We start from the raw sequence: 18,628 nt of genomic DNA on the forward strand, positions 1-18,628 counted from the left end.
GCCGGGGGTGGAGCCGGAGCGGAACAAGCCAGAGAGCGGTGCGTCGAGACTGTCCAAGGCGGACGGGGGGGTGTCTGGTTCAAACAATCTCGACGCTTCGCTTTAGCCGCACTTATTCCGCGCCCGCAAGCTGAAGCTCAAATCGGCGCAAATCTGGATATAAGGATATCTTTATATGTTGTCCAGGCCTTTTTCACATGCCGTGATCGAGCGCCGTCCAGACCGCGAGGATGATCAACGCACCGCCCGCCAGAAGCCGCAGCCAGAGCTGACGCGCCAGCGCTTGCAAGGCGCCCACCCCCAGCCCCACCGCCATCAGGGCGGGAACCGTGCCCAGACCGAACCCGGCCATCACGAAACCGCCCTGCACGGGCGATCCGGTCAAGCCGGCGTAGAACGTCATCAGATAGATCAAGGCGCAGGGCATCAGCCCCCAGACAAGCCCCAGACCAACCGGACCGAAGCGGTGCAGATGATGCAAACGCTTGGTGATCGGCGCCGCCAGACGCGCGCCTAAACGCCCGGCCTGGCCGCCGAAAATCGGGATCTCCATGATCGAAAACCCGGCCGCCATCAAAACCAGCGCAGAGAGATACCGCGCCATGTCATGAAAGACCGCGGGAGGGCGTGAATCCTGCAAGCCCCAGCCAATAAACCCCGCGATCACGCCCAGCCCCACATAGAGCGCGATCCGCGCCAGCTGAGCCTGCAGCAAACGCGAAGCGCGTCGGGCAGGCGAAGCCCCCTCGCCCCCGCCCAGCGCCAGCACGGCGGCGATGCCCCCGCACATGGCCAGACAATGGGCGCTGGTGGACAGGCCGGCGATCAATCCGGCCAGGAAATCGATCTCGACACGGCCGCCCAAGAGCGGCCCCACATCCATTCCGGGGTGTGTCAACGTGTCGCCTCCTTCAGGCCTTGTCTTTCAGTGCGCCGTAAAACCCTTGAAATACTATGGGAAACAAGGTGATCTCGACGCACAGGACTGTATGGCGGGCCGCGAAGAAAAGGTGCTGAGGCATATTGCCATAGTTTCATCTTCAGCATTTCCCAGCCAAGAGAGTTCCGGACATTGCCTACATCAGGGAGGGGCGAAATGACCGCGCACGCGGACCGACCCAAAACCGGCTTAGACGCCAACGCTATGATTGTCGGCGGCATACTGCTGCTTGGCGCCCTTTGGTCGCTGTTCGCAGCCGCCAATGGCGCAGACGCGAATATGAGACTTCACGCCTGGGTGATCGGGGCCAGCTTCGTGCTGGGCCTGTTCGGCATGGTCGGCGTGTACTCAAACGGAGGGGTCGAGCGCGACCCCGCCGAATACAATGAAAACATCGTCAAGTACGGGGTTATCGCCTCGATGTTCTGGGCGATTGTCGGGCTTCTGGTCGGCGTCGTTATCGCCTCGCAACTGGCCTGGCCGGCTTTCCTGTCCTGGGACGCCTTCCCGCAACTCAATTTCGGGCGTCTGCGTCCGGTCCACACCAGCGCAGTGATCTTCGCCTTCGGGGGCAATGTGCTGATCGCCACGAGTTTTTACGTGGTCCAGCGCACCACCCGCGCCCGTCTCGCCGGCGGCGTCTGGCCCTGGTTCGTGTTCTGGGGCTATCAGATGTTCATCGTGGTCGCGGCCACGGGCTATCTTCTGGGCATCACCCAGTCAAAAGAATACGCCGAGCCGGAATGGTACGCCGATTTGTGGCTGACCCTGGTCTGGGTCGTCTATCTGTTGGTTTTCCTGGGCACGCTGGCCAAGCGCAAAGAGCCGCACATTTATGTGGCGAACTGGTTCTACCTGGCCTTCATCGTCACCGTGGCGATGCTGCATGTGGTCAACAATCTGGCCATGCCGGCGTCTTTGCTGGGCTCGCGCTCCTATTCCGCCTTCTCGGGCGTGCAGGACGCTTTGACCCAGTGGTGGTACGGCCACAACGCCGTGGGCTTCTTCCTGACCGCCGGCTTCCTGGCGATCATGTATTACTTCATCCCCAAGCGGGCTGAACGGCCGGTCTATTCCTACCGCCTGTCGATCATCCACTTCTGGGCGCTGATCTTCATCTATATCTGGGCGGGCCCGCACCACTTGCACTATACGGCGCTGCCGGAATGGGCGCAGACGCTGGGCATGACCTTCTCGATCATGCTGTGGATGCCGTCCTGGGGCGGGATGATCAACGGCCTGATGACCCTGTCAGGGGCTTGGGACAAGCTGCGCACCGACCCGGTGATCCGCATGCTGGTGGTCTCGGTCGCGTTTTACGGCATGTCGACCTTTGAAGGTCCGGTCATGTCGGTGCGCGCCGTGAACTCGCTGTCGCACTACACCGACTGGACGATCGGCCACGTGCACTCGGGCGCTCTGGGCTGGGTGGGCTTCATCTCCTTTGGCGCGATCTATTGCCTGGTTCCCTGGCTGTGGAAGCGCAAGGGCATGTTCTCACGCGCCCTGATCGAGTGGCACTTCTGGATCGCGACCCTGGGCATCCTGCTCTACATCACCTCCATGTGGGTGTCGGGCATCATGCAGGGCCTGATGTGGCGCTCCTATGACTCGCTGGGCTTCCTCGAATACTCGTTCGTCGAGACCGTTGAAGCCATGCATCCGTCCTACATCATTCGCGCCCTGGGCGGGCTGATGTACCTGGCGGGCGCTCTGTTGATGGCGTGGAATGTCTACAAGACCATCAAGGGCGACGTCGCTGATACCGAGGACGCGGTGAACCCGCAGTCCGCCGCTATCCAACCGGCCGAATAGGGAGGCGGATATGGCGAAGAAAGAAAATCCGATCTGGGGCTGGCACAAAAAGGTTCTCGAGCAGAACTCGCTGGTGCTGACCGTGGGCGTGCTGGCTGTCGTCTCCATCGGCGGCCTGGTGGAGATCGCGCCGCTCTTCTATCTCGATGAAACCATCGAGGAAGTGGAGGGCGTGCGTCCCCATTCACCGCTGGCGTTGATGGGCCGTGACATCTACATTCGGGAGGGCTGTTACAACTGCCACTCCCAGATGGTCCGCCCGCTGCGTGACGAGGTGGAGCGCTACGGCCATTACTCGCTGGCGGCCGAGAGCATGTACGACCACCCCTTCCAATGGGGCTCCAAACGCACCGGGCCGGATCTGGCCCGGCTGGGGAACAAGTATTCGGATGAATGGCACCGTGACCATATGCGCGATCCGCGCTCTGTGGTGCCTGAATCCATCATGCCGCCCTATGCGTTCCTGGAGACCACAGAGCTGGAAACCGGCGTGGTGGAAGGTCGTTTGCGGGCGCTGCGCCGTCTGGGCGTGCCCTACACCGACGAGATGATCGAAAACGCAGAATCCGATCTGGCCGTCCAGCTCGATCCCTATTCGGCCGGCTATGACGCGTTCCTGGCCCGCTATCCGGGCGCGCCGATCCGCGATTTCGACGGCAACCCGGAGATGGTCTCCGAGCTCGACGCCCTGATCGCGTATCTGCAGGTGCTCGGCACGATGGTGGATTTCTCCACCTATCAGGCCGACGCCGACGAGAACCTGAGGTAGGTCGTCATGTACGAAACGCTGTCAAGCTTCGCACAGACCTGGGGGCTGATCGGGTTCGTGGTGATTTTCGCCACGGTCCTGGTCTACGCCCTCTGGCCGAAAAATCAGGATAAATTTGACGACGCCGCGCGCGTGCCGCTCGAAGACGACGCACGCCCGGCGGCCGCCTCGGACACGGAGGACACTCATGTCTGACGAGCACAAGAAAGACGTCGACGCCTATAGCGGCGTGGACACCACGGGCCATGAATGGGATGGCATCAAGGAGCTGGACAACCCGCTGCCGCGTTGGTGGGTGTGGGTGTTTTACGCCTCCATCGTCTGGTCGGTGATCTACTGGATCTTCATGCCGTCCTGGCCGGCCTTGCCGGGCATGGACGGGCATTTGCGCGGCGTGCGCGATCACTCTGAACGCGCCAATGTGGCCGTCGCGATCGCCGAGCTTGAAGAAAGCCGCGCGCCCATGTTCACCCGCCTCACCGAGGCGGCGGACACCGGCGGTATTCGCGCCATTGAAGCCGACCCCGACCTCTTGAACTTTGCACTGGCCGCGGGCTCGTCCGCGTTCGGCGACAATTGCGCCACCTGTCACGGCGCGGGCGGTCAGGGCTTTATCGGCTATCCCAACCTCAATGACGATGTGTGGCTGTGGGGCGGCTCGTTCGACGACATCCGCCACACCCTGCATGTGGGCATTCGCTGGGAGAACAATCCTGACACCCGCTTCTCGCAAATGCCGGCCTATGGCCGCGACGAGCTTCTCAGCCGCGCGGAAATTTCGGCGGTCACAGATTACGTCATGACCCTGTCTGACATGATCGAACCCACCGAGGCGGGACAGACTGTCGGCGCTGAAATCTACGAGTATCAGTGCTCGGCCTGTCACGGTCCTGAGGGCATGGGCGACCGCATGCAGGGCGCCCCCGACCTGACCGATCAGGAATGGCTTTATGGCGGCACGCATGACCAGATCTCCAACACGATCTGGCGCGGTCCCTATGGCGTGATGCCGGCCTGGGACGGGCGTCTGGATGAAGAAGTGATCACGGCGCTGGCCGCCTATGTCTATCTGCTGGGCGGCGGTGAAAGCGATGGGGCTTACACCGAGGCCAGTGCGGCCGACGCTATGGATACGCTGGACGCGGCGGGCCGCTAGGACGGTCTCACGCGCCATAAGTCTGACGATATTGCGCCATCTGGCTACACTGGGGCGAGCCAGGTGGCGCAACAGTCCGAACAACGGCTGAAAGCCGGAAAAGGCTATGAATCTTATTAAAAACCGTCCCGCAGACCGGGAACAAGCCGCAGACGGGGTGGAAGCCCATGACGCGGTCGCGGTCAACGCCGCTCATTCGCGCGAGCTCTACAAGAAACGCGAGCCGATCCACCCCAAGCTGGTGCACGGCAAGTTCCGCTTCAGCAAATGGGTCTTCATGGCCCTGGCGCTGGCTGTGTATTACATCACGCCCTTCCTGCGCTGGGATCGCGGACCGGACGCGCCCGATCAGGCCGTGCTGGTGGATTTCGCCAACGCCCGTTTCTACTTCTTCTTCATCGAGATCTGGCCCCAGGAAGTCTATTACATAACGGGCTTGCTGATTCTGTCGGCGCTGGCCTTGTTCTTGGTGACCGCATTGTTTGGCCGGGTCTGGTGCGGCTATGCCTGCCCGCAGACCGTCTGGACCGATCTGTTCATCGCGGTCGAGCGCCTGTTTGAGGGTGACCGCAACAAGCGCATCATGCTCAACCGCGCCGACTGGAGCCTGAACAAGGCCTGGCGCAAGATCGGAAAGCACGCCGTCTGGATCGCAATCGCTGCGGCCACGGGCGGCGCCTGGATCCTGTATTTCCACGACGCCTTTGCGGTCGTGAACAATTTCGTCACCGGCCAGGCCGCTTTGACGAGTTACATCTTCTTCGCGGTCCTGACCTTCACCACCTATATCCTCGCCGGCTCCATGCGCGAGCAAGTCTGCACCTATATGTGCCCCTGGCCGCGCATCCAGGGCGCACTGATCGACAAGGAAGCGCTGAGCGTGACCTATCGCGTCGATCGCGGCGAACCGCGCGGCCGCCACAAGAAGGGCGAGAGCTGGGAAGGTCGCGGCGACTGCATCGACTGCAAGGCCTGTGTCGCCGCCTGCCCGATGGGTATCGACATTCGCGACGGCGACCAGCTGGAGTGCATCAATTGCGCGCTGTGCATCGACGCCTGCGACGACATCATGGGCAAGATCGGACGCCCGAAAGGCCTCATCTCTTATGACAGCCAGGACAATGTGGAGCGCCGCGCGCGGGAGGAAAAACTGCGCTATCGCTTCATTCGGCCGCGCACCGTGCTTTACGCCGTCTTGCTGGCGGCGGTGAGCGGCATCATGCTGTTTGGCTTGGTGAACCGCTCCGTGCTGGAGCTGAACGCCTCGCGCGATCGCAATCCCAATTATGTGCGTCTGTCAGACGGCGCCGTGCGCAATGGCTACACGCTGACGGTTCTGAACAAGTCGAGCCAGCCGCGCACCTATGAACTGACGATTGAGGGCGATCCCGCCATGAGCGTGCGGGTGCTGGGCGCGGATGAGACATCACGTCAGCTTGAAGTCGGCGCGGACCAGACGCAGGATTTCAGGCTCTATGTCACCTTGCCGCGCGACGCGGTGGATGCGCCGTCTGAAGCCTTGACCTTTATCGTCACAGATAATGAGACGGGCGAGCAGGCCCAGACCCGTTCCGCCTTCCAGACCGGAGAATCCCGATGACCGACCTTCCCGCGACCGACTCCGAGACGGGATTCCGCATCAAGGGCTGGCACGTGCTGGCGGGGATGATCCTGTTCTTCTCGGTCATCATCGGAGTGAATACGGTGTTCGTCACCATGGCCATGCGCACCTTCCCCGGCGAGGACCAGCGCCGGTCCTACGTGCAAGGGCTGGAGTACAACGCCGTCATCGACCAGCGCCGCGCCCAGGCAGAGCTGGGCTGGACGGCGGCGGTCAATCTGGCCGAGGACCGGGTGCTGATCCGCGTCACCGATGCGGAGGACACAGCCGTCATGGGATTGGCGCTGGAAGGCGTTCTGCGCCACCCCGCCAGCACCGATCTTGATCATGCTTTGGTGTTCAGCGAAGCCCGGCCAGGCGTCTATTCCGCGCCGGTTGAGGATTTGCCGCTGGGAAGCTGGACGCTGCACGCTGAAGCTGTCGACGCGGACGCCCCGTTCGTGCTGGAGCGCGAGCTGTGGCGTCGCTAGAGTCAGCCCTCAACGCCTCAAGCCCGCCCTTCAGCGACGCGTCTTCCGCATCCGGTGACGAGATCACCGCCTTTGTGCGCCAGACCGAAGACAGCAAGGCCATCGACCTCGCCGTCGAGGGCGCCCATTGCGCCGCCTGCATCGTCAAGATCGAGGACGGGCTACAGAAGATGGACGGGGTGAAGCGCGCCAGGCTCAACCTCTCGACCGGGCGTCTGGCGGTGAGTTTTTCAGGTCCTGACAGCACAGCCGAGGAGATCGTTCACCGGCTCGATTTTCTGGGATATGGCGCCAAGCCCTATCAGCCCGAAACGGCGGATGATCCCAGATCTGACGAGGAAAAGCGCCTGTTGCGCGCCCTGGGTGTGGCGGGCTTCGCCTCGGCCAATGTGATGCTGCTGTCGATTTCGGTCTGGGCGGGGGAAGGCGAGATGAGCCTGGCCACCGTCACGTTGATGCACTGGATCTCCGGCCTGATCGCCTTGCCCGCCGTCGCTTATGCGGGCTGGCCGTTCTTCAAGAACGCCATCGCTGGCGTTCGCGCCCGCACGGTGAACATGGATCTGCCGATCTCGCTGGCGGTGCTGCTGGCGTGCGGTTTGTCGATCTATGAAACAGCGCTCGGGCATGGGGCCGCGTATTTCGACGCCGCGGTCATGCTGCTCTTCTTCCTTCTGATCGGACGGTTTCTGGATGTGCGACTGCGCGCTCGCGCCGGACAGGCGGCGCGCGATCTGGCGGCGCTACAGGCCCGCATCGCGCACCGCATCGCGCCCGACGGCTCTGTGAAAGCCATTCCCGCCCGCGACGTGCGTCCGGGCGATCTGCTGCGCATCGCGCCCGGTGACCGCCTGCCGGTGGATGGCGAAGTGATCGAAGGTCGGGGCGATGTGGATGCGGCCCTCGTCACCGGCGAGACCCAGCCCCAGACGCTGGAGCCGGGCGCGCTGGTCTATTCCGGCATGATCAATCTCAACGCGCCGCTGACGGTGAAGGCCCGCGCCGCGCGCGACGATTCCCTGCTGGCGGAAATCTCGCGTCTCGTCGAAGCCGGCGAACAGGGTCGGTCGCGCTATGTGCGCTATGCGGACAAGGCCGCGCGCGCCTATGTGCCGGGCGTGTTCGCTATGGCGCTTATCACGCTGGCCGGCTGGCTGGCGATCACCGGGGATGTCCACGATGCGGTGATGAATTCCATCGCGGTGCTGATCATCACCTGCCCCTGCGCCCTGGCGCTGGTGACCCCAGCGGTGCAAGTGGTGGCGTCAGGTCGGCTTTATGGCGAAGGCGTGCTGCTGAAATCCGGAGACGCTTTGGAACGGCTGGCCGAAGCGAAATCGGTGGTCTTTGACAAGACCGGTACGCTGACGCTGGGCCGCCCCGCCTTGATCAATTCAGAGGATATTTCACCCCGCGCCCTCACTCTCGCCGCCCGTCTGGCGCGCGGCTCGCGTCATCCCATCTCCCGCGCACTGGCGGAGGCGGCCGGCCCCGGTCCGCTAGCGGATGATCTTCAGGAAATTGCAGGCGGCGGCCTAACCGGAACGGCGGACGGCGCGGTGATCCAGTTTGGATCCGCCGCCTGGCTTGGCCTTGAAAAACAGGGCCAGGATACGGACCCGTCCGTGCTTGAAGCCTGGCTCATGGTGGAGGGCGAAGCGCCGGTTCGGTTTGTGTTTTCAGACAGTTTGCGGGCCGACGCCCTGGATGCGGTTACGGGCCTCAAGGCCCATGGCCTGCCGATCGAGCTTCTATCGGGTGACCGCGAGGCGCCCGTGGCCGCCGCGGCTCAGGCGCTGGGCCTTGACCGGTATCAGGCCGGACTGAAACCCCAAGGCAAGATCGACCGGATCAACGCGCTGAAGGACGCGGGCGACACCCCGATCATGGTGGGCGACGGCATTAATGACGCCCCCGCCCTCGCGGCGGCGCATGTTTCGGTCTCCATGGGCTCAGCAGCGGACATCTCCCGCTCGGCGGCCGATCTGGTCATACAAGGCGACCGGCTGGCGGCGCTGCCGCGCGCCATCGATATCGCCAAATCGGCGCGGGCGCGGATGATGGAAAACTTCGCCCTCGCCAACATCTATAACGTCATCGCCGTGCCGCTGGCGGTGTTTGGTCTGGTCACGCCATTGGTGGCCGCCATCGCCATGTCCGCCAGCTCGCTTGTGGTGATGGCCAACGCATTGAGGCTCTGGCGCGCATGACCGCTTTACTCTGGCTGATCCCCGCCGCCCTGGTGCTCGGCGCCATGGGCCTTCTCGGGTTTTTCTGGGCGATGAAATCAGGTCAGTATGATGATCTCGACGGCGCCGCCGAACGCATCCTCATTGATGATGACGGTCCCATCGTGGATGAGGACGAGCGCTAGCCCTTCCCCAAGCACGAAAAAGCCCCGGCCATCAGAGCCGGGGCTTTTCTATGCGTTACGCGTGAACGATCAGGCCTGGTTCTTTTCAGCCAGCCGCGCCTCGACTTCCTTGGCGCTCGGCGAGGGTCGCGGATTGAAATCCTTATACGCGCGCCAGCTGGCATGGGCGATCAGAGGGAAGGTGATGGCGATGCCGACGCCGAACAAGGCGAGGCCCGCCCCGGTGGCGAAGGCGATGATCCACGCCCAGACCAGCATCACGTCAGGCTGATCCTTCACCGCCTTGATGGAGGCGACCACAGCCGTGACCGCGTCCACATCCTGATCCACCATCATGGGGAAGGACAGCGCGGAGACCATGAAGGCCACAAGCGCCAGAGCGGCGCCGACCAGGGTGCCGATCACCATCAGCATCACGCCCTGCACATCGGTGAACAGGAAGGGCAGGAAGCTGTCGAGGCGGAAATCCGCTTCATGAGTGAACAGCGCAAACATCATCTGCGCCAAACGCGCCCAGGTGAGAAAGAAGACCAGCATCAAAACGCTGAGCAAGGCGAGTTGGGTGAAACGTCCCTTGGGAATCGACCAGAAATCCCAAAGGCCCGGCGTCTTGCCCTGATCGCGCATCTGGCTGATCCGGTAAATGCCAATGGCCGAGGCGGGCGCCACCAGCGCAAAACCGCCCATCATCACCGGCACGACCGCGCCCTGCCCCAGCGACCAGAGCCCGACCGTAATGGCGAGGCCGATCACAGTGAAAACGACACCATATCCTATGGACAGGAAGGGGGCGGCGGCCATGTCGTCGATCGCGCCCTTGATCCAGGCCCAGGGCGCATCACGACGCACTTTTTCCAGCGTAACCATGCGAACTCCTCCCTATAATTATTGTGTGTATTGCAACTGTGATCTCATTTGATTTCCCTGACAAGTCAGACTCAGCGCCGCACCCCGAACCGACGCAATGGACAGGAGCGAGAAACTCTGAAACTCTGCGGCAAACTCCGGAGTGAACAGCGTTCACATCTCATCCGGCAAGAAAATCCAAAGGGGAGAGCATGACCCAACCGCTCGATTTCAAAGGCCGCACGGCGGTCATCACCGGCGCCGGCAGCGGCATTGGCGCGGCCCTCGCCGCGGCTTTGGCCGCTCGCGGCGCCAATCTGGCGCTGGCCGATATCAATGAAGAGCGCCTGAACGCCGTTGCGGACGCCCTGAAAAGCAATGAAATCAAGGTGACCACCCATAAGGTGGACGTGGCCGACAAAGATCAGATCACAGCCTTCGCCAAAACCGTCGACGCTGAGCATGGGGCCGTGCACGCCCTGTTTAACAATGCCGGCGTGGCGCTGGGCGGGACATTCGACCGGGTCAAGGACGATGATTTTGAATGGCTGATCGACATCAATTTCTACGGTGTCGTGCGCATGACCCGCGCTTTCTTGCCGCTGATGAAACAGGCGGACGCCGCTCAGCTGGTCAATGTCTCATCGATTTTCGGCATTGTCGCGCCGGCGGGTCAGACGGCGTATTCGTCGGCCAAGTTCGCGGTGCGCGGCTTTTCCAACGCCCTGATGCACGAACTTGAAGGCACCTCCATCGGCGTGACGACCGTGCATCCCGGCGGCGTGAACACCAAAATCGCCGAGGATGCGAAAAAGCCCGCCGACATGACCGAAGCCGAACTTAAAGCGGTGCAGAAAATGGCCAAGGAAGGCCTGGTCATGCCGCCGCCCGAAGCCGCCGAGATCATCCTGCGCGGCGTCGAGCGCCGCCGCCCCCGCGTTCTGGTGGGCCGCGACGCTCATACGCTGGCGATCATGGAGCGGGTCTTCCCGATCAAATACTGGGACTTTATCAAGAAGAAGGTCGCGCGCCGACAGGCGGACTAGAGCCGGCTTATTGCGCCGGCTCCATCACCTGTGCCGTCTGGATATGAGCGAGGACGGATTGCGCAAAGGCTGAGCCTTTGGCCGTCCCGCCCAGATCCGCCGTGCGCTCGTCTTCTTGCAAAGCCGCTTCAAGCGCCGCTTCCAGACGGTCGGCGGCTTTCGGCTGGTCCAGGCCATAGCGCAGCAGCATGGCCGCACTGGCGATGGCGCCGGACGGGTTCGCCTTGTCCTGCCCGGCGATGTCCGGCGCACTGCCATGGATGGGTTCAAACAGACCCGGCCCGGACGCGCCCAGTGAGGCGGAGCCTAATAGCCCGATCGAGCCCGCCACCACAGCGGCTTCATCAGACAGAATATCACCAAACAGGTTCTCGGTGACGATGACGTCAAAGCGTGCGGGATGGGTCACCAGCGCCATGGCGGCGGCGTCCACATACAGATGGTCGACCGTCACATCAGGATACTGACTGGAAAGATCATTCACCGTCTTGCGCCAGAGCCGCGAGGTGGCGAGCACATTGGCCTTGTCAACGCTGGTGAGCGTGCCCTTGCGACTTTGCGCGGCCTTGAAACCGATCTCGGCGATGCGGCTGACTTCCGCGCGCGAATACGAACAACCGTCAAAGGCTTCGTCCTCGCCTTCGCGCTTCTCGCCAAAATAAAGACCACCCGTCAGCTCGCGCACGATCAGCACGTCCGCGCCCGCAACCCGGTCTTCCTTCAGAGGTGAGAGATACTCGAGCCCCTTAAAGACTTTGACCGGGCGCAGATTGGCGAACAGGCCCAACGCCTTGCGCAAGCCTAACAATCCCTGCTCGGGCCGTTTTAGCGCATGATCCCATTGCGGCCCGCCCACAGCCCCGAGAAAGATCGCGTCCGCGGCCTCAGCCGCTTTCAGCGTCTCTTCAGGCAAGGGCTCGCCGCAGGCATCGATCCCCGCCCCGCCAAAGGCGGCTTCTGAGAAGGTGAAGTCCAGCCCTTCCAGCTTGGCGACGGCTTGCAAGCAGGCCTTCGCCGCGCTCGCGACTTCCGGGCCTATGCCGTCGCCGGGCAGGATCAAGATGGACTGGCTCATGCCGCGCTCTCCTGCTCAAACCGGGCAATGGCGTCAGACTGGTTGAGGATGAAGCCCAAAGGATCCACGCCTTCGATCAGGCAGGTGCGCGCGAACGGATCAAGCTTGAAGCTGGCGGTGATATTGCCCGCCGTAACGGTCTGATTGACCACGTCGACGGTCACTTCAAGATCTTCACGGTCGAGCAAAGCCGCATGGGCGGCCTCATCGATCTCACAGACCACCAGGCCGTTCTTGAGCGCATTGGATTTGAAGATATCCGCCGCGCGCGACGTGATCACGGCTTCAACGCCAAAGTCACGCAACGCCCAGGGCGCGTGTTCGCGCGAGGAGCCGCAGCCGAAATTATCCCCCGCGATCAGGATGCGCTGCTCGTCGCGGCTCACCTGATTGAGCGGATGCGCGGTCGGCGCGCCGTCCGGGGTGAAGCGCCAGTCATGAAAACACGCCTCGCCCAGCGCACCACGCTCGGTGGTGGTCAGAAACCGCGCCGGGATGATCTGGTCGGTGTCGATATTGGCGTCCTCAATCACGAAACTGCGCGAAATGACCTTCGTAATGGGTTCATTGAGCATGAGACGCCTCCAGAATACGGCGCGGATCGGCGATGGCGCCGGCGATGGCGGAGGCGGCGGCGGTAGCCGGGCTCGCCAGAACGGTGCGTACGCCACGGCCCTGACGGCCGGCGAAGTTGCGATTGGACGTCGAGACGATGCGCTCGCCCGCCAGCCCGCTATCACCATTCATGGCGATGCACATGGAGCAGCCCGGCTCGCGCCAGTCCGCGCCTGCGGTGCGGAAAATGGCGTCGAGCCCTTCCGCTTCCGCCTGGCGTTTCACCGCTTCGGACCCCGGCACGACCAGCATGCGCACGCCCGGTTTGACGTGACGGCCGGCGATGACCGCCGCCGCCTCGCGCAGGTCTGACAGGCGCGCATTCGTGCACGAGCCGATAAAGACCGCGTCGATGGTTTCCCCCATCAGTGCTTCGCCCGCCTTGAACCCCATATAGGCGAGCGCCTCGGCGGCGGGGCCTTCAGGCGCGCGAGGGACGGACGCGTCAATCGGCGCCGCCATGTCCGGGCTGTCGCCCCAGGTGACCATGGGCGCGAGTTTTGATCCGTCCAGACGCACTTCAGCGTCAAATTGCGCGTCGGCGTCAGATTTGAGCTGAGCCCAGCGCTGCTTCGCCGCTTCAAAGGCCGCGCCCTTGGGCGCGTGCTTGCGGCCTTCCAGCCAGGCGAACGTGGTGGCGTCCGGCGCGATCATGCCCGCCCGGGCGCCCGCCTCGATGGACATGTTGCAGACCGTCATCCGCTCTTCCATCGACAGGGCTTCAATCGCATCTCCAGCGTATTCGATCACATGGCCGGCCGCGCCGCCGGCACCCAGCTCGGCGATGATCGCGAGGATCAGATCCTTGCCGCCCACGCCATGAGGCAAGCGCCCATCCACGGTGACGCGCATGGTCTTGGGTTTCGATTGCAACAGCGCTTGCGTCGCCAGCACATGGCCCACTTCAGTGGTGCCGATGCCGAACGCCAAAGCGCCGAACGCGCCATGGGTGGAGGTGTGGCTGTCGCCGCAGACAATGGTCATGCCCGGCTGGGTCAGACCCAGCTCCGGCCCGATCACATGGACGATGCCCCGGTCCGGGCTGTCCCAGCCCGCCAGGCGAATGCCGTGGCGGCGGCAATTATCTTCCAGCGTCTCCACCTGTTTTTTCGCAGCCGCATTGATGTAGATCGGTTTGGAGCCCGGCGTGCGCGGCGTGGTGGGCGTGGAATGATCGAGCGTACCGAACACCCGGTCGGGGCGGCGCACCGTCAGGCCGCGCTGCTCGAGCGCGGTGAAGGCTTGCGGGCTCGTCACTTCGTGGATGAGATGCAGGTCGATATAGACCAGCGCGGGCGCCGCGTCGGTCTCAGCCTGGATCTGGTGGGTCTCCCAGACCTTCTCAAACAGGGTTTTGGGCGAAGCGTCAGACGGCGACGGCGTTTTCATGACCAGTCTCCTCAGCTTGGGCGTGAACAGGCTCCAGCCAGCCCCAGTCATCCTGGGTGCGGCCTTCAAACAATCCGAAAAAGCGATCCATGATCAGGCGCGTGATCGGCCCGGCGCCGGCGGCGCGGGTGGTCTTGTCGTCGATCGAGCGAATGGGCGTGACCTCAGCGGCGGTGCCGGTGAAAAACGCCTCGTCGCACAGATAGAGCATCTCGCGCGGCAGCGCCTGCTCGACCACTTCGAGGCCTTCGCGTTTCGCCAGCCGGATGACGCTGTCGCGGGTAATGCCTTGCAGGATCGAGGAGCTGGCGGGCGGCGTCATCAGCTTGCCGTCCTTGATCAGGAACAGGTTCTCGCCCGCCCCTTCCGACAGGCGACCGTCCACATCCAGACCGATGCCTTCGGCGTAACCGCGCGATTTGGCTTCGCGGCTGATCAGATAGCTCGACAGATAATTGCCGCCGGCCTTGGCCGCTGTCGGCGCGGTGTTCGGCGCCATCCGATTCCAGCTCGACACGCAGACGTCCACACCCTTGGTGCGGGCCTCTTCGCCCAGATACGCGCCCCAGGGGAAGGCCGCGATATAGGTGTCGATCGGGGTGTCCGCCGCGGGCACGACGCCGATCGAGCCATAGCCGATAAAGCTGACCGGCCGCAGATAGGCCGAGCCCAGATTGTTGGCGCGCAGCACCTGCTTGCAGGCCTCGGCCAGCTCGGCGGGGGTATAGGGCAGGTCAATGGAATAAATCCGCGCGGAATCCACCAGGCGCTTCACATGATCGGTCAGGCGAAACACGACAGGGCCGGACGGCGTGTCATAGCTGCGGATGCCCTCGAAGAACGAGGTGCCGTAATGCAGGGCGTGCGACAGCACATGCACCTGCGCGTCCGCCCAGGCAATCAGCGCGCCATTGCGCCAGATATGATCAACTTGTTGGATCGACATGAGATTTAAGTCCTTCAGGCGGCGTGTGCTTTGGCGTTGCGTCGGCGACGCACGGCGCAGGCGTTGTTGAGCGCGTCGATATAGGCGGAGACGCAGGCGGGAATGATGTCGCGGGCGCGGGCGCGACCGGTGAACACTTCGCCGCCCACATCGGCCTTGAGGTCGACCAGCACGTCAGCGCCTTGCCCGTCATCGCCGGCGTCATGGGCGTCGGCGGCCACGTATTGCATCTCGATGTCCTCGACTCGCGCCGGGGTCTCCATGATCTGGCTGACGGCGCGATAGGCGGCGTCCAATGCGCCGGGCGCGCTGGCGATGTCGGTGACCTGACCGCGGCGGCCATGGTCCATTTCAATGCGGGCCACAGGATGATCCTTGGGGGAAAGCGGCGAGCGGATGTCGATCCGCTTCAATGTCCACAATTCAGCCTCGCCCTGCGCCCCGCTTTCCAGCCGCTCCAGCAAGGCGGACAACTGACCGGAATCCACCAGCCCGATCTCATCCGCCAGCGCCTTGAAGGCGTCGAAGGCGGCTTGCAGGCGTTCACCCTCCAGGCTCCAGCCCAGCTCTTTCGCGCGGGCGGCCAGGGCGTGTTTGCCAGAGTGCTTGCCCAGCACGATCTGGTTGGAGCTGAGCCCCACGTCTTCGGGTTTCATGATCTCGTAGGTTTCACGGTTTTTCAGAACGCCATGCTGATGAATGCCGGATTCATGGGCGAAGGCGTTCGCGCCGACGATGGCCTTGTTGCGGGGCGGATGGGTGTTCGTGGCTTTGCTCAAAGCGCGGCTGGCCGCCATGATCTGGCGGCTGTCGACATTGGTGGTCAGATTAAAGACATCGCGGCGGGTGCGGATCGCCATGACGGCGTCCTCCAGCGCGCAATTGCCCGCGCGTTCGCCGATGCCGTTGACCGTGCACTCGATCTGGCGCGCGCCGCCGCGTACGGCAGCCAGGGAGTTAGCGACCGCCATGCCCAGATCGTCATGGCAATGGGCGGAAAAGATCACCTCGTTCGCCTTGGACACTTTCTCCGTCAGGTGCTTGAACAGCTGATAGATCTCGTCCGGCGTCGAATAGCCGACCGTATCGGGCACGTTCAGCGTCTTCGCCCCGGCTTCCGCGGCGATGGAGAGCGCTTCGACCAGGAAGCCGCGCTCGGTGCGGATGGCGTCCTCGGCGGAAAACTCCACATCATCAAAATGCGTTCGCGCCAGCTCGACCATGTCCTTGATGCGGGTCAGAACCTCATCCGGGGTCATGTTCAGCTTGAACTCGCGATGCAGCGGGCTCGTCCCCAAAAAGATGTGCAGGCGCTTGTGCGGCGCGTCCTTCAGCGCCCGCGCCGCGGCGTCGATATCGCCTGGCGTGGTGCGCGCCAGCGAACAGATCGCCGGGCCTTCAATCTCCTGGCCGATCCGCTCCACCGCCTTGAAATCGCCCGGGCTCGCTGCGGCGAACCCCGCTTCAATCACATCCACTTTCAAGGCCTGCAAAGCGCGTGCGACGCTCAGCTTGCCCGCTTCGGACATGGAAAAGCCCGGCGCCTGCTCGCCATCTCGCAGCGTGGTGTCGAAAATCGTGATCTGGCGAGTCATGACACAGCCTCGAATGCAGGCGCCATCGAGGCCGCGCGCACCGCGCTAACCCCGTAAATCTTGGCGATTTGCGCGCACAGCGTGCCCATGCGTCGTCCGGCGTCGCGCGGCTGGACGGTCAAATCCATGCGCGCCTCGCCAGCGGTCGGCATCTGAGGCAGATCAACGCCCCGGACTTCAAAGCCGCGACGTTCGACGAGCCCGATCAGACGCATGATCGCGCCTTCACTGGGGCGAAATTCGATCTCGATCCGGTCTGTCATGGATCAGGCCTCCATCATGTCAGCATTGGATTTGCCCGGCGGCACCAGCGGCCAGACATTTTCACGCGGGTCGATGCGCACATGGCACAGGATCGGCCCGTTCGTGCTCAGCAGCCGGTCGATCGCGGCGGGCGCGTCCTCGCGGCGGTCCAGGGTGAAGGCTTCAACACCGAAGGCGCGCGCCACGGCGGCGAAATCGGGATTGTCGAACAGATCCACCTCGGAGAAATTCTCGTCATAAAACAGCTCCTGCCACTGCCGCACCATGCCCAGCTGGGAATTGTCCAGCAGAACGATCTTCAGCGGCAGGCGGTAGCGGCGCAGGGTCGCCAGCTCATGAATATTCATCATGATCGAGCCATCGCCCGATACGGTGATGACCGTGGCGTCCGGTTCCGCCATCAAGGCGCCGATGCCGGCGGGCAGGCCGTATCCCATCGTCCCCAGACCCGCGCTCGTCAGATGCGCTTGCGGACGCGAGAACCGGCAATGCTGGGCCACCCACATCTGATGCTGGCCTACATCACAGGTGATGATGGCCTTGTCGCCCGCCTGTTCGGAGATGTCTTTCAAGAGCTTGGGCGCATAAATCCCCGAGCCCGGCGCGTCATAACGCATGGCCCAGCGCTCGGCCGCGTCGGCGCAGCGCTGCCGCCAGGGCGCAATGCTCAGCACGCCGGGCTCCATCCGGTCCAGCGTTTCGGCCAGATCACCCGTCAGTCCCACATCCGCATCGCGCAGTTTGGAGATTTCAGACGGGTCGACGTCAAAATGAACGATCCGGGCCTGGGGGGCGAAGGTGTCGAGTTTGCCGGTCGCGCGATCATCAAACCGGGCGCCGACACAGATCAGCAGATCGCTTTCATTCACCGCCAGATTGGCCGCTTTCGTGCCGTGCATGCCCAGCATGCCCAGAAAGCCCGGCGTGTCAGTGGGCAGAGCGCCCAGACCCTTCAAGGTCGCCACCGCCGGGATTTGCGACCGCGTGAAAAAGCGCCGCAAGGCGTCTTCCGCCTTGGCCAGGGTCACGCCGCCGCCGATATACAGCAGCGGTCGCTCAGCCTGGGCGATCAGGGCTTCGGCCTGCGCCATGCTTGCAGGCTCTGAAGGCACGCCTCTGACAGGGGCCCGAACCGTCTGATCCACCGAGGGGAACGCCGCAGACGCCTGTGTGACGTCTTTTGGCAAGTCGATCAGAACCGGTCCGGGCCGCCCACGCTTCGCCAGCTCGAAAGCCTCGGCGAAGATTTTGGGGATGTCGGCCGCATCCCGCACCAGGAAAGAGTGTTTGACGATGGGCAGGGTGACGCCGAAGACGTCGATCTCCTGAAAGGCGTCCGTGCCCATCAAGGGCGTCGCCACCTGGCCGGTGATCGCCACCATGGGCACCGAATCCAGAAACGCATTGGCGATGCCGGTCACCAGATTGGTCGCGCCAGGGCCGGAGGTGGCCAGACACACGCCCACCTCGCCCGACACCCGGGCGTAAGCGTCCGCCGCCAGCGCCGCCGCCTGCTCATGGCGCACCAGAACATGCTCCAGCCCCGAGCCCGGCAGGGCGTCATAGACGGGCATGATCGCGCCGCCGGGATAGCCGAACACCTTGGTGACGCCTTCCGCGCGCAGCGCCTCGACGACCAGATGGGCGCCGGTGCGTCGCGCGTTGGAGGCGGGTGCGGTTTGAGGCTGGGCGGTCATAAGCGTGCTC

Annotated in this window: 18 protein-coding genes; 9 read left to right on the forward strand and 9 right to left on the reverse strand. The window is 63.5% G+C overall.

Annotated features, from left to right (window positions below; all coding sequences use genetic code 11):
- Positions 1-193 precede the first annotated feature (193 nt).
- A complete protein-coding gene (locus ACQ66J_RS05550) occupies positions 194-898 on the reverse strand; it encodes a sulfite exporter TauE/SafE family protein (RefSeq protein ID WP_430430810.1) in 705 nt (234 codons plus the stop codon).
- 375 nt (positions 899-1,273) lie between these two features.
- On the opposite strand from ACQ66J_RS05550, the gene ccoN reads away from it, so the two are divergent.
- The 8 genes from ccoN (at position 1,274) to ccoS (ending at position 9,145) form a co-directional block, all read left to right on the forward strand.
- Entirely contained in the window at positions 1,274-2,755 is a 1,482-nt protein-coding gene (gene ccoN, locus ACQ66J_RS05555) for a cytochrome-c oxidase, cbb3-type subunit I (RefSeq protein ID WP_375550186.1), read from the forward strand.
- A gap of 10 nt (positions 2,756-2,765) precedes the next feature.
- The gene (ccoO, locus tag ACQ66J_RS05560; RefSeq protein ID WP_430430811.1) at positions 2,766-3,524 is read left to right on the forward strand and encodes a cytochrome-c oxidase, cbb3-type subunit II; all 759 of its coding nucleotides are present in this window, start codon (positions 2,766-2,768) and stop codon (positions 3,522-3,524) included.
- A 6-nt stretch (positions 3,525-3,530) separates the two neighbouring features.
- Positions 3,531-3,719, forward strand: a complete 189-nt coding sequence (locus ACQ66J_RS05565; RefSeq protein ID WP_375548071.1) for a cbb3-type cytochrome c oxidase subunit 3 — start codon at positions 3,531-3,533, stop codon at positions 3,717-3,719.
- Complete coding sequence (gene ccoP, locus ACQ66J_RS05570) at positions 3,712-4,680, forward strand: cytochrome-c oxidase, cbb3-type subunit III (RefSeq protein WP_430430812.1); 969 nt, start codon at positions 3,712-3,714, stop codon at positions 4,678-4,680. The genes ACQ66J_RS05565 and ccoP overlap by 8 nt, the downstream gene beginning before the upstream one ends.
- Positions 4,681-4,786: 106 nt before the next feature.
- Entirely contained in the window at positions 4,787-6,280 is a 1,494-nt protein-coding gene (gene ccoG / locus ACQ66J_RS05575; protein ID WP_430430813.1) for a cytochrome c oxidase accessory protein CcoG, read from the forward strand.
- On the forward strand, positions 6,277-6,771 hold the full coding sequence (locus tag ACQ66J_RS05580; protein ID WP_430430814.1) for a FixH family protein: 495 nt from the start codon (positions 6,277-6,279) through the stop codon (positions 6,769-6,771). Before ccoG ends, ACQ66J_RS05580 begins: the two co-directional genes overlap by 4 nt.
- On the forward strand, positions 6,759-8,981 hold the full coding sequence (locus tag ACQ66J_RS05585; RefSeq protein WP_430430815.1) for a heavy metal translocating P-type ATPase: 2,223 nt from the start codon (positions 6,759-6,761) through the stop codon (positions 8,979-8,981). Before ACQ66J_RS05580 ends, ACQ66J_RS05585 begins: the two co-directional genes overlap by 13 nt.
- Positions 8,978-9,145 (forward strand): cbb3-type cytochrome oxidase assembly protein CcoS, encoded by a 168-nt coding sequence (gene ccoS, locus ACQ66J_RS05590; protein WP_375548066.1) that lies wholly within the window; start codon positions 8,978-8,980, stop codon positions 9,143-9,145. The genes ACQ66J_RS05585 and ccoS overlap by 4 nt, the downstream gene beginning before the upstream one ends.
- 69 nt (positions 9,146-9,214) lie before the next feature.
- Here the strand turns inward: ccoS and ACQ66J_RS05595 are convergent, their stop codons facing one another.
- The gene (locus tag ACQ66J_RS05595; protein ID WP_375548065.1) at positions 9,215-10,012 is read right to left on the reverse strand and encodes a DUF2189 domain-containing protein; all 798 of its coding nucleotides are present in this window, start codon (positions 10,010-10,012) and stop codon (positions 9,215-9,217) included.
- Between the two features lie 191 nt (positions 10,013-10,203).
- Here ACQ66J_RS05595 and ACQ66J_RS05600 point away from each other — a divergent pair, with 191 nt between their 5' ends.
- Complete coding sequence (locus ACQ66J_RS05600) at positions 10,204-11,037, forward strand: SDR family NAD(P)-dependent oxidoreductase (RefSeq protein ID WP_430430816.1); 834 nt, start codon at positions 10,204-10,206, stop codon at positions 11,035-11,037.
- A gap of 7 nt (positions 11,038-11,044) precedes the next feature.
- On the opposite strand, the gene leuB is transcribed toward ACQ66J_RS05600, so the two are convergent.
- Genes leuB through ilvG form a run of 7 tightly spaced genes read right to left on the reverse strand, consistent with a single transcriptional unit; the run spans position 11,045 to position 18,618 of the window.
- On the reverse strand, positions 11,045-12,112 hold the full coding sequence (leuB, locus tag ACQ66J_RS05605) for a 3-isopropylmalate dehydrogenase (RefSeq protein ID WP_430430817.1): 1,068 nt from the start codon (positions 12,110-12,112) through the stop codon (positions 11,045-11,047).
- On the reverse strand, positions 12,109-12,687 hold the full coding sequence (gene leuD / locus ACQ66J_RS05610) for a 3-isopropylmalate dehydratase small subunit (protein ID WP_430430818.1): 579 nt from the start codon (positions 12,685-12,687) through the stop codon (positions 12,109-12,111). The genes leuB and leuD overlap by 4 nt, the downstream gene beginning before the upstream one ends.
- A complete protein-coding gene (gene leuC / locus ACQ66J_RS05615; protein WP_430430819.1) occupies positions 12,677-14,116 on the reverse strand; it encodes a 3-isopropylmalate dehydratase large subunit in 1,440 nt (479 codons plus the stop codon). Before leuC ends, leuD begins: the two co-directional genes overlap by 11 nt.
- A complete protein-coding gene (locus ACQ66J_RS05620) occupies positions 14,094-15,062 on the reverse strand; it encodes a branched-chain amino acid transaminase (RefSeq protein WP_430430820.1) in 969 nt (322 codons plus the stop codon). Before ACQ66J_RS05620 ends, leuC begins: the two co-directional genes overlap by 23 nt.
- A 14-nt stretch (positions 15,063-15,076) precedes the next feature.
- The gene (locus tag ACQ66J_RS05625; protein WP_430430821.1) at positions 15,077-16,657 is read right to left on the reverse strand and encodes a 2-isopropylmalate synthase; all 1,581 of its coding nucleotides are present in this window, start codon (positions 16,655-16,657) and stop codon (positions 15,077-15,079) included.
- Positions 16,654-16,920 carry an ACT domain-containing protein gene (locus tag ACQ66J_RS05630; RefSeq protein WP_430430822.1) on the reverse strand — a complete coding sequence of 89 codons (267 nt, stop codon included), beginning with the start codon at positions 16,918-16,920 and terminating at the stop codon, positions 16,654-16,656. Before ACQ66J_RS05630 ends, ACQ66J_RS05625 begins: the two co-directional genes overlap by 4 nt.
- 3 nt (positions 16,921-16,923) lie before the next feature.
- Positions 16,924-18,618: an acetolactate synthase 2 catalytic subunit gene (ilvG, locus tag ACQ66J_RS05635; RefSeq protein WP_430430823.1), complete on the reverse strand. Its 1,695-nt coding sequence runs from the start codon at positions 18,616-18,618 to the stop codon at positions 16,924-16,926.
- Between the last annotated feature and the right edge of the window lie 10 nt (positions 18,619-18,628).

The sequence above is a fragment of the Oceanicaulis sp. genome, assembly GCF_965284345.1.
GTDB classification, from domain to species: Bacteria; Pseudomonadota; Alphaproteobacteria; order Caulobacterales; family Maricaulaceae; genus Oceanicaulis; species Oceanicaulis alexandrii_A.

Excerpts from the sequence above, each read along its gene's own strand:
- ccoN (WP_375550186.1), top strand. The coding sequence starts at position 1,274 with ATGGTCGGCGTGTACTCAAACGGAGGGGTCGAGCGCGACCCCGCCGAA.
- ccoO (WP_430430811.1), top strand. The coding sequence starts at position 2,766 with ATGGCGAAGAAAGAAAATCCGATCTGGGGCTGGCACAAAAAGGTTCTC.
- ACQ66J_RS05565 (WP_375548071.1), top strand. The coding sequence starts at position 3,531 with ATGTACGAAACGCTGTCAAGCTTCGCACAGACCTGGGGGCTGATCGGG.
- ccoP (WP_430430812.1), top strand. The coding sequence starts at position 3,712 with ATGTCTGACGAGCACAAGAAAGACGTCGACGCCTATAGCGGCGTGGAC.
- ccoG (WP_430430813.1), top strand. The coding sequence starts at position 4,787 with ATGAATCTTATTAAAAACCGTCCCGCAGACCGGGAACAAGCCGCAGAC.
- ACQ66J_RS05580 (WP_430430814.1), top strand. The coding sequence starts at position 6,277 with ATGACCGACCTTCCCGCGACCGACTCCGAGACGGGATTCCGCATCAAG.
- ccoS (WP_375548066.1), top strand. The coding sequence starts at position 8,978 with ATGACCGCTTTACTCTGGCTGATCCCCGCCGCCCTGGTGCTCGGCGCC.
- ACQ66J_RS05595 (WP_375548065.1), bottom strand. The coding sequence starts at position 10,012 with ATGGTTACGCTGGAAAAAGTGCGTCGTGATGCGCCCTGGGCCTGGATC.
- ACQ66J_RS05600 (WP_430430816.1), top strand. The coding sequence starts at position 10,204 with ATGACCCAACCGCTCGATTTCAAAGGCCGCACGGCGGTCATCACCGGC.
- leuB (WP_430430817.1), bottom strand. The coding sequence starts at position 12,112 with ATGAGCCAGTCCATCTTGATCCTGCCCGGCGACGGCATAGGCCCGGAA.
- leuD (WP_430430818.1), bottom strand. The coding sequence starts at position 12,687 with ATGCTCAATGAACCCATTACGAAGGTCATTTCGCGCAGTTTCGTGATT.
- leuC (WP_430430819.1), bottom strand. The coding sequence starts at position 14,116 with ATGAAAACGCCGTCGCCGTCTGACGCTTCGCCCAAAACCCTGTTTGAG.
- ACQ66J_RS05620 (WP_430430820.1), bottom strand. The coding sequence starts at position 15,062 with ATGTCGATCCAACAAGTTGATCATATCTGGCGCAATGGCGCGCTGATT.
- ACQ66J_RS05625 (WP_430430821.1), bottom strand. The coding sequence starts at position 16,657 with ATGACTCGCCAGATCACGATTTTCGACACCACGCTGCGAGATGGCGAG.
- ACQ66J_RS05630 (WP_430430822.1), bottom strand. The coding sequence starts at position 16,920 with ATGACAGACCGGATCGAGATCGAATTTCGCCCCAGTGAAGGCGCGATC.
- ilvG (WP_430430823.1), bottom strand. The coding sequence starts at position 18,618 with ATGACCGCCCAGCCTCAAACCGCACCCGCCTCCAACGCGCGACGCACC.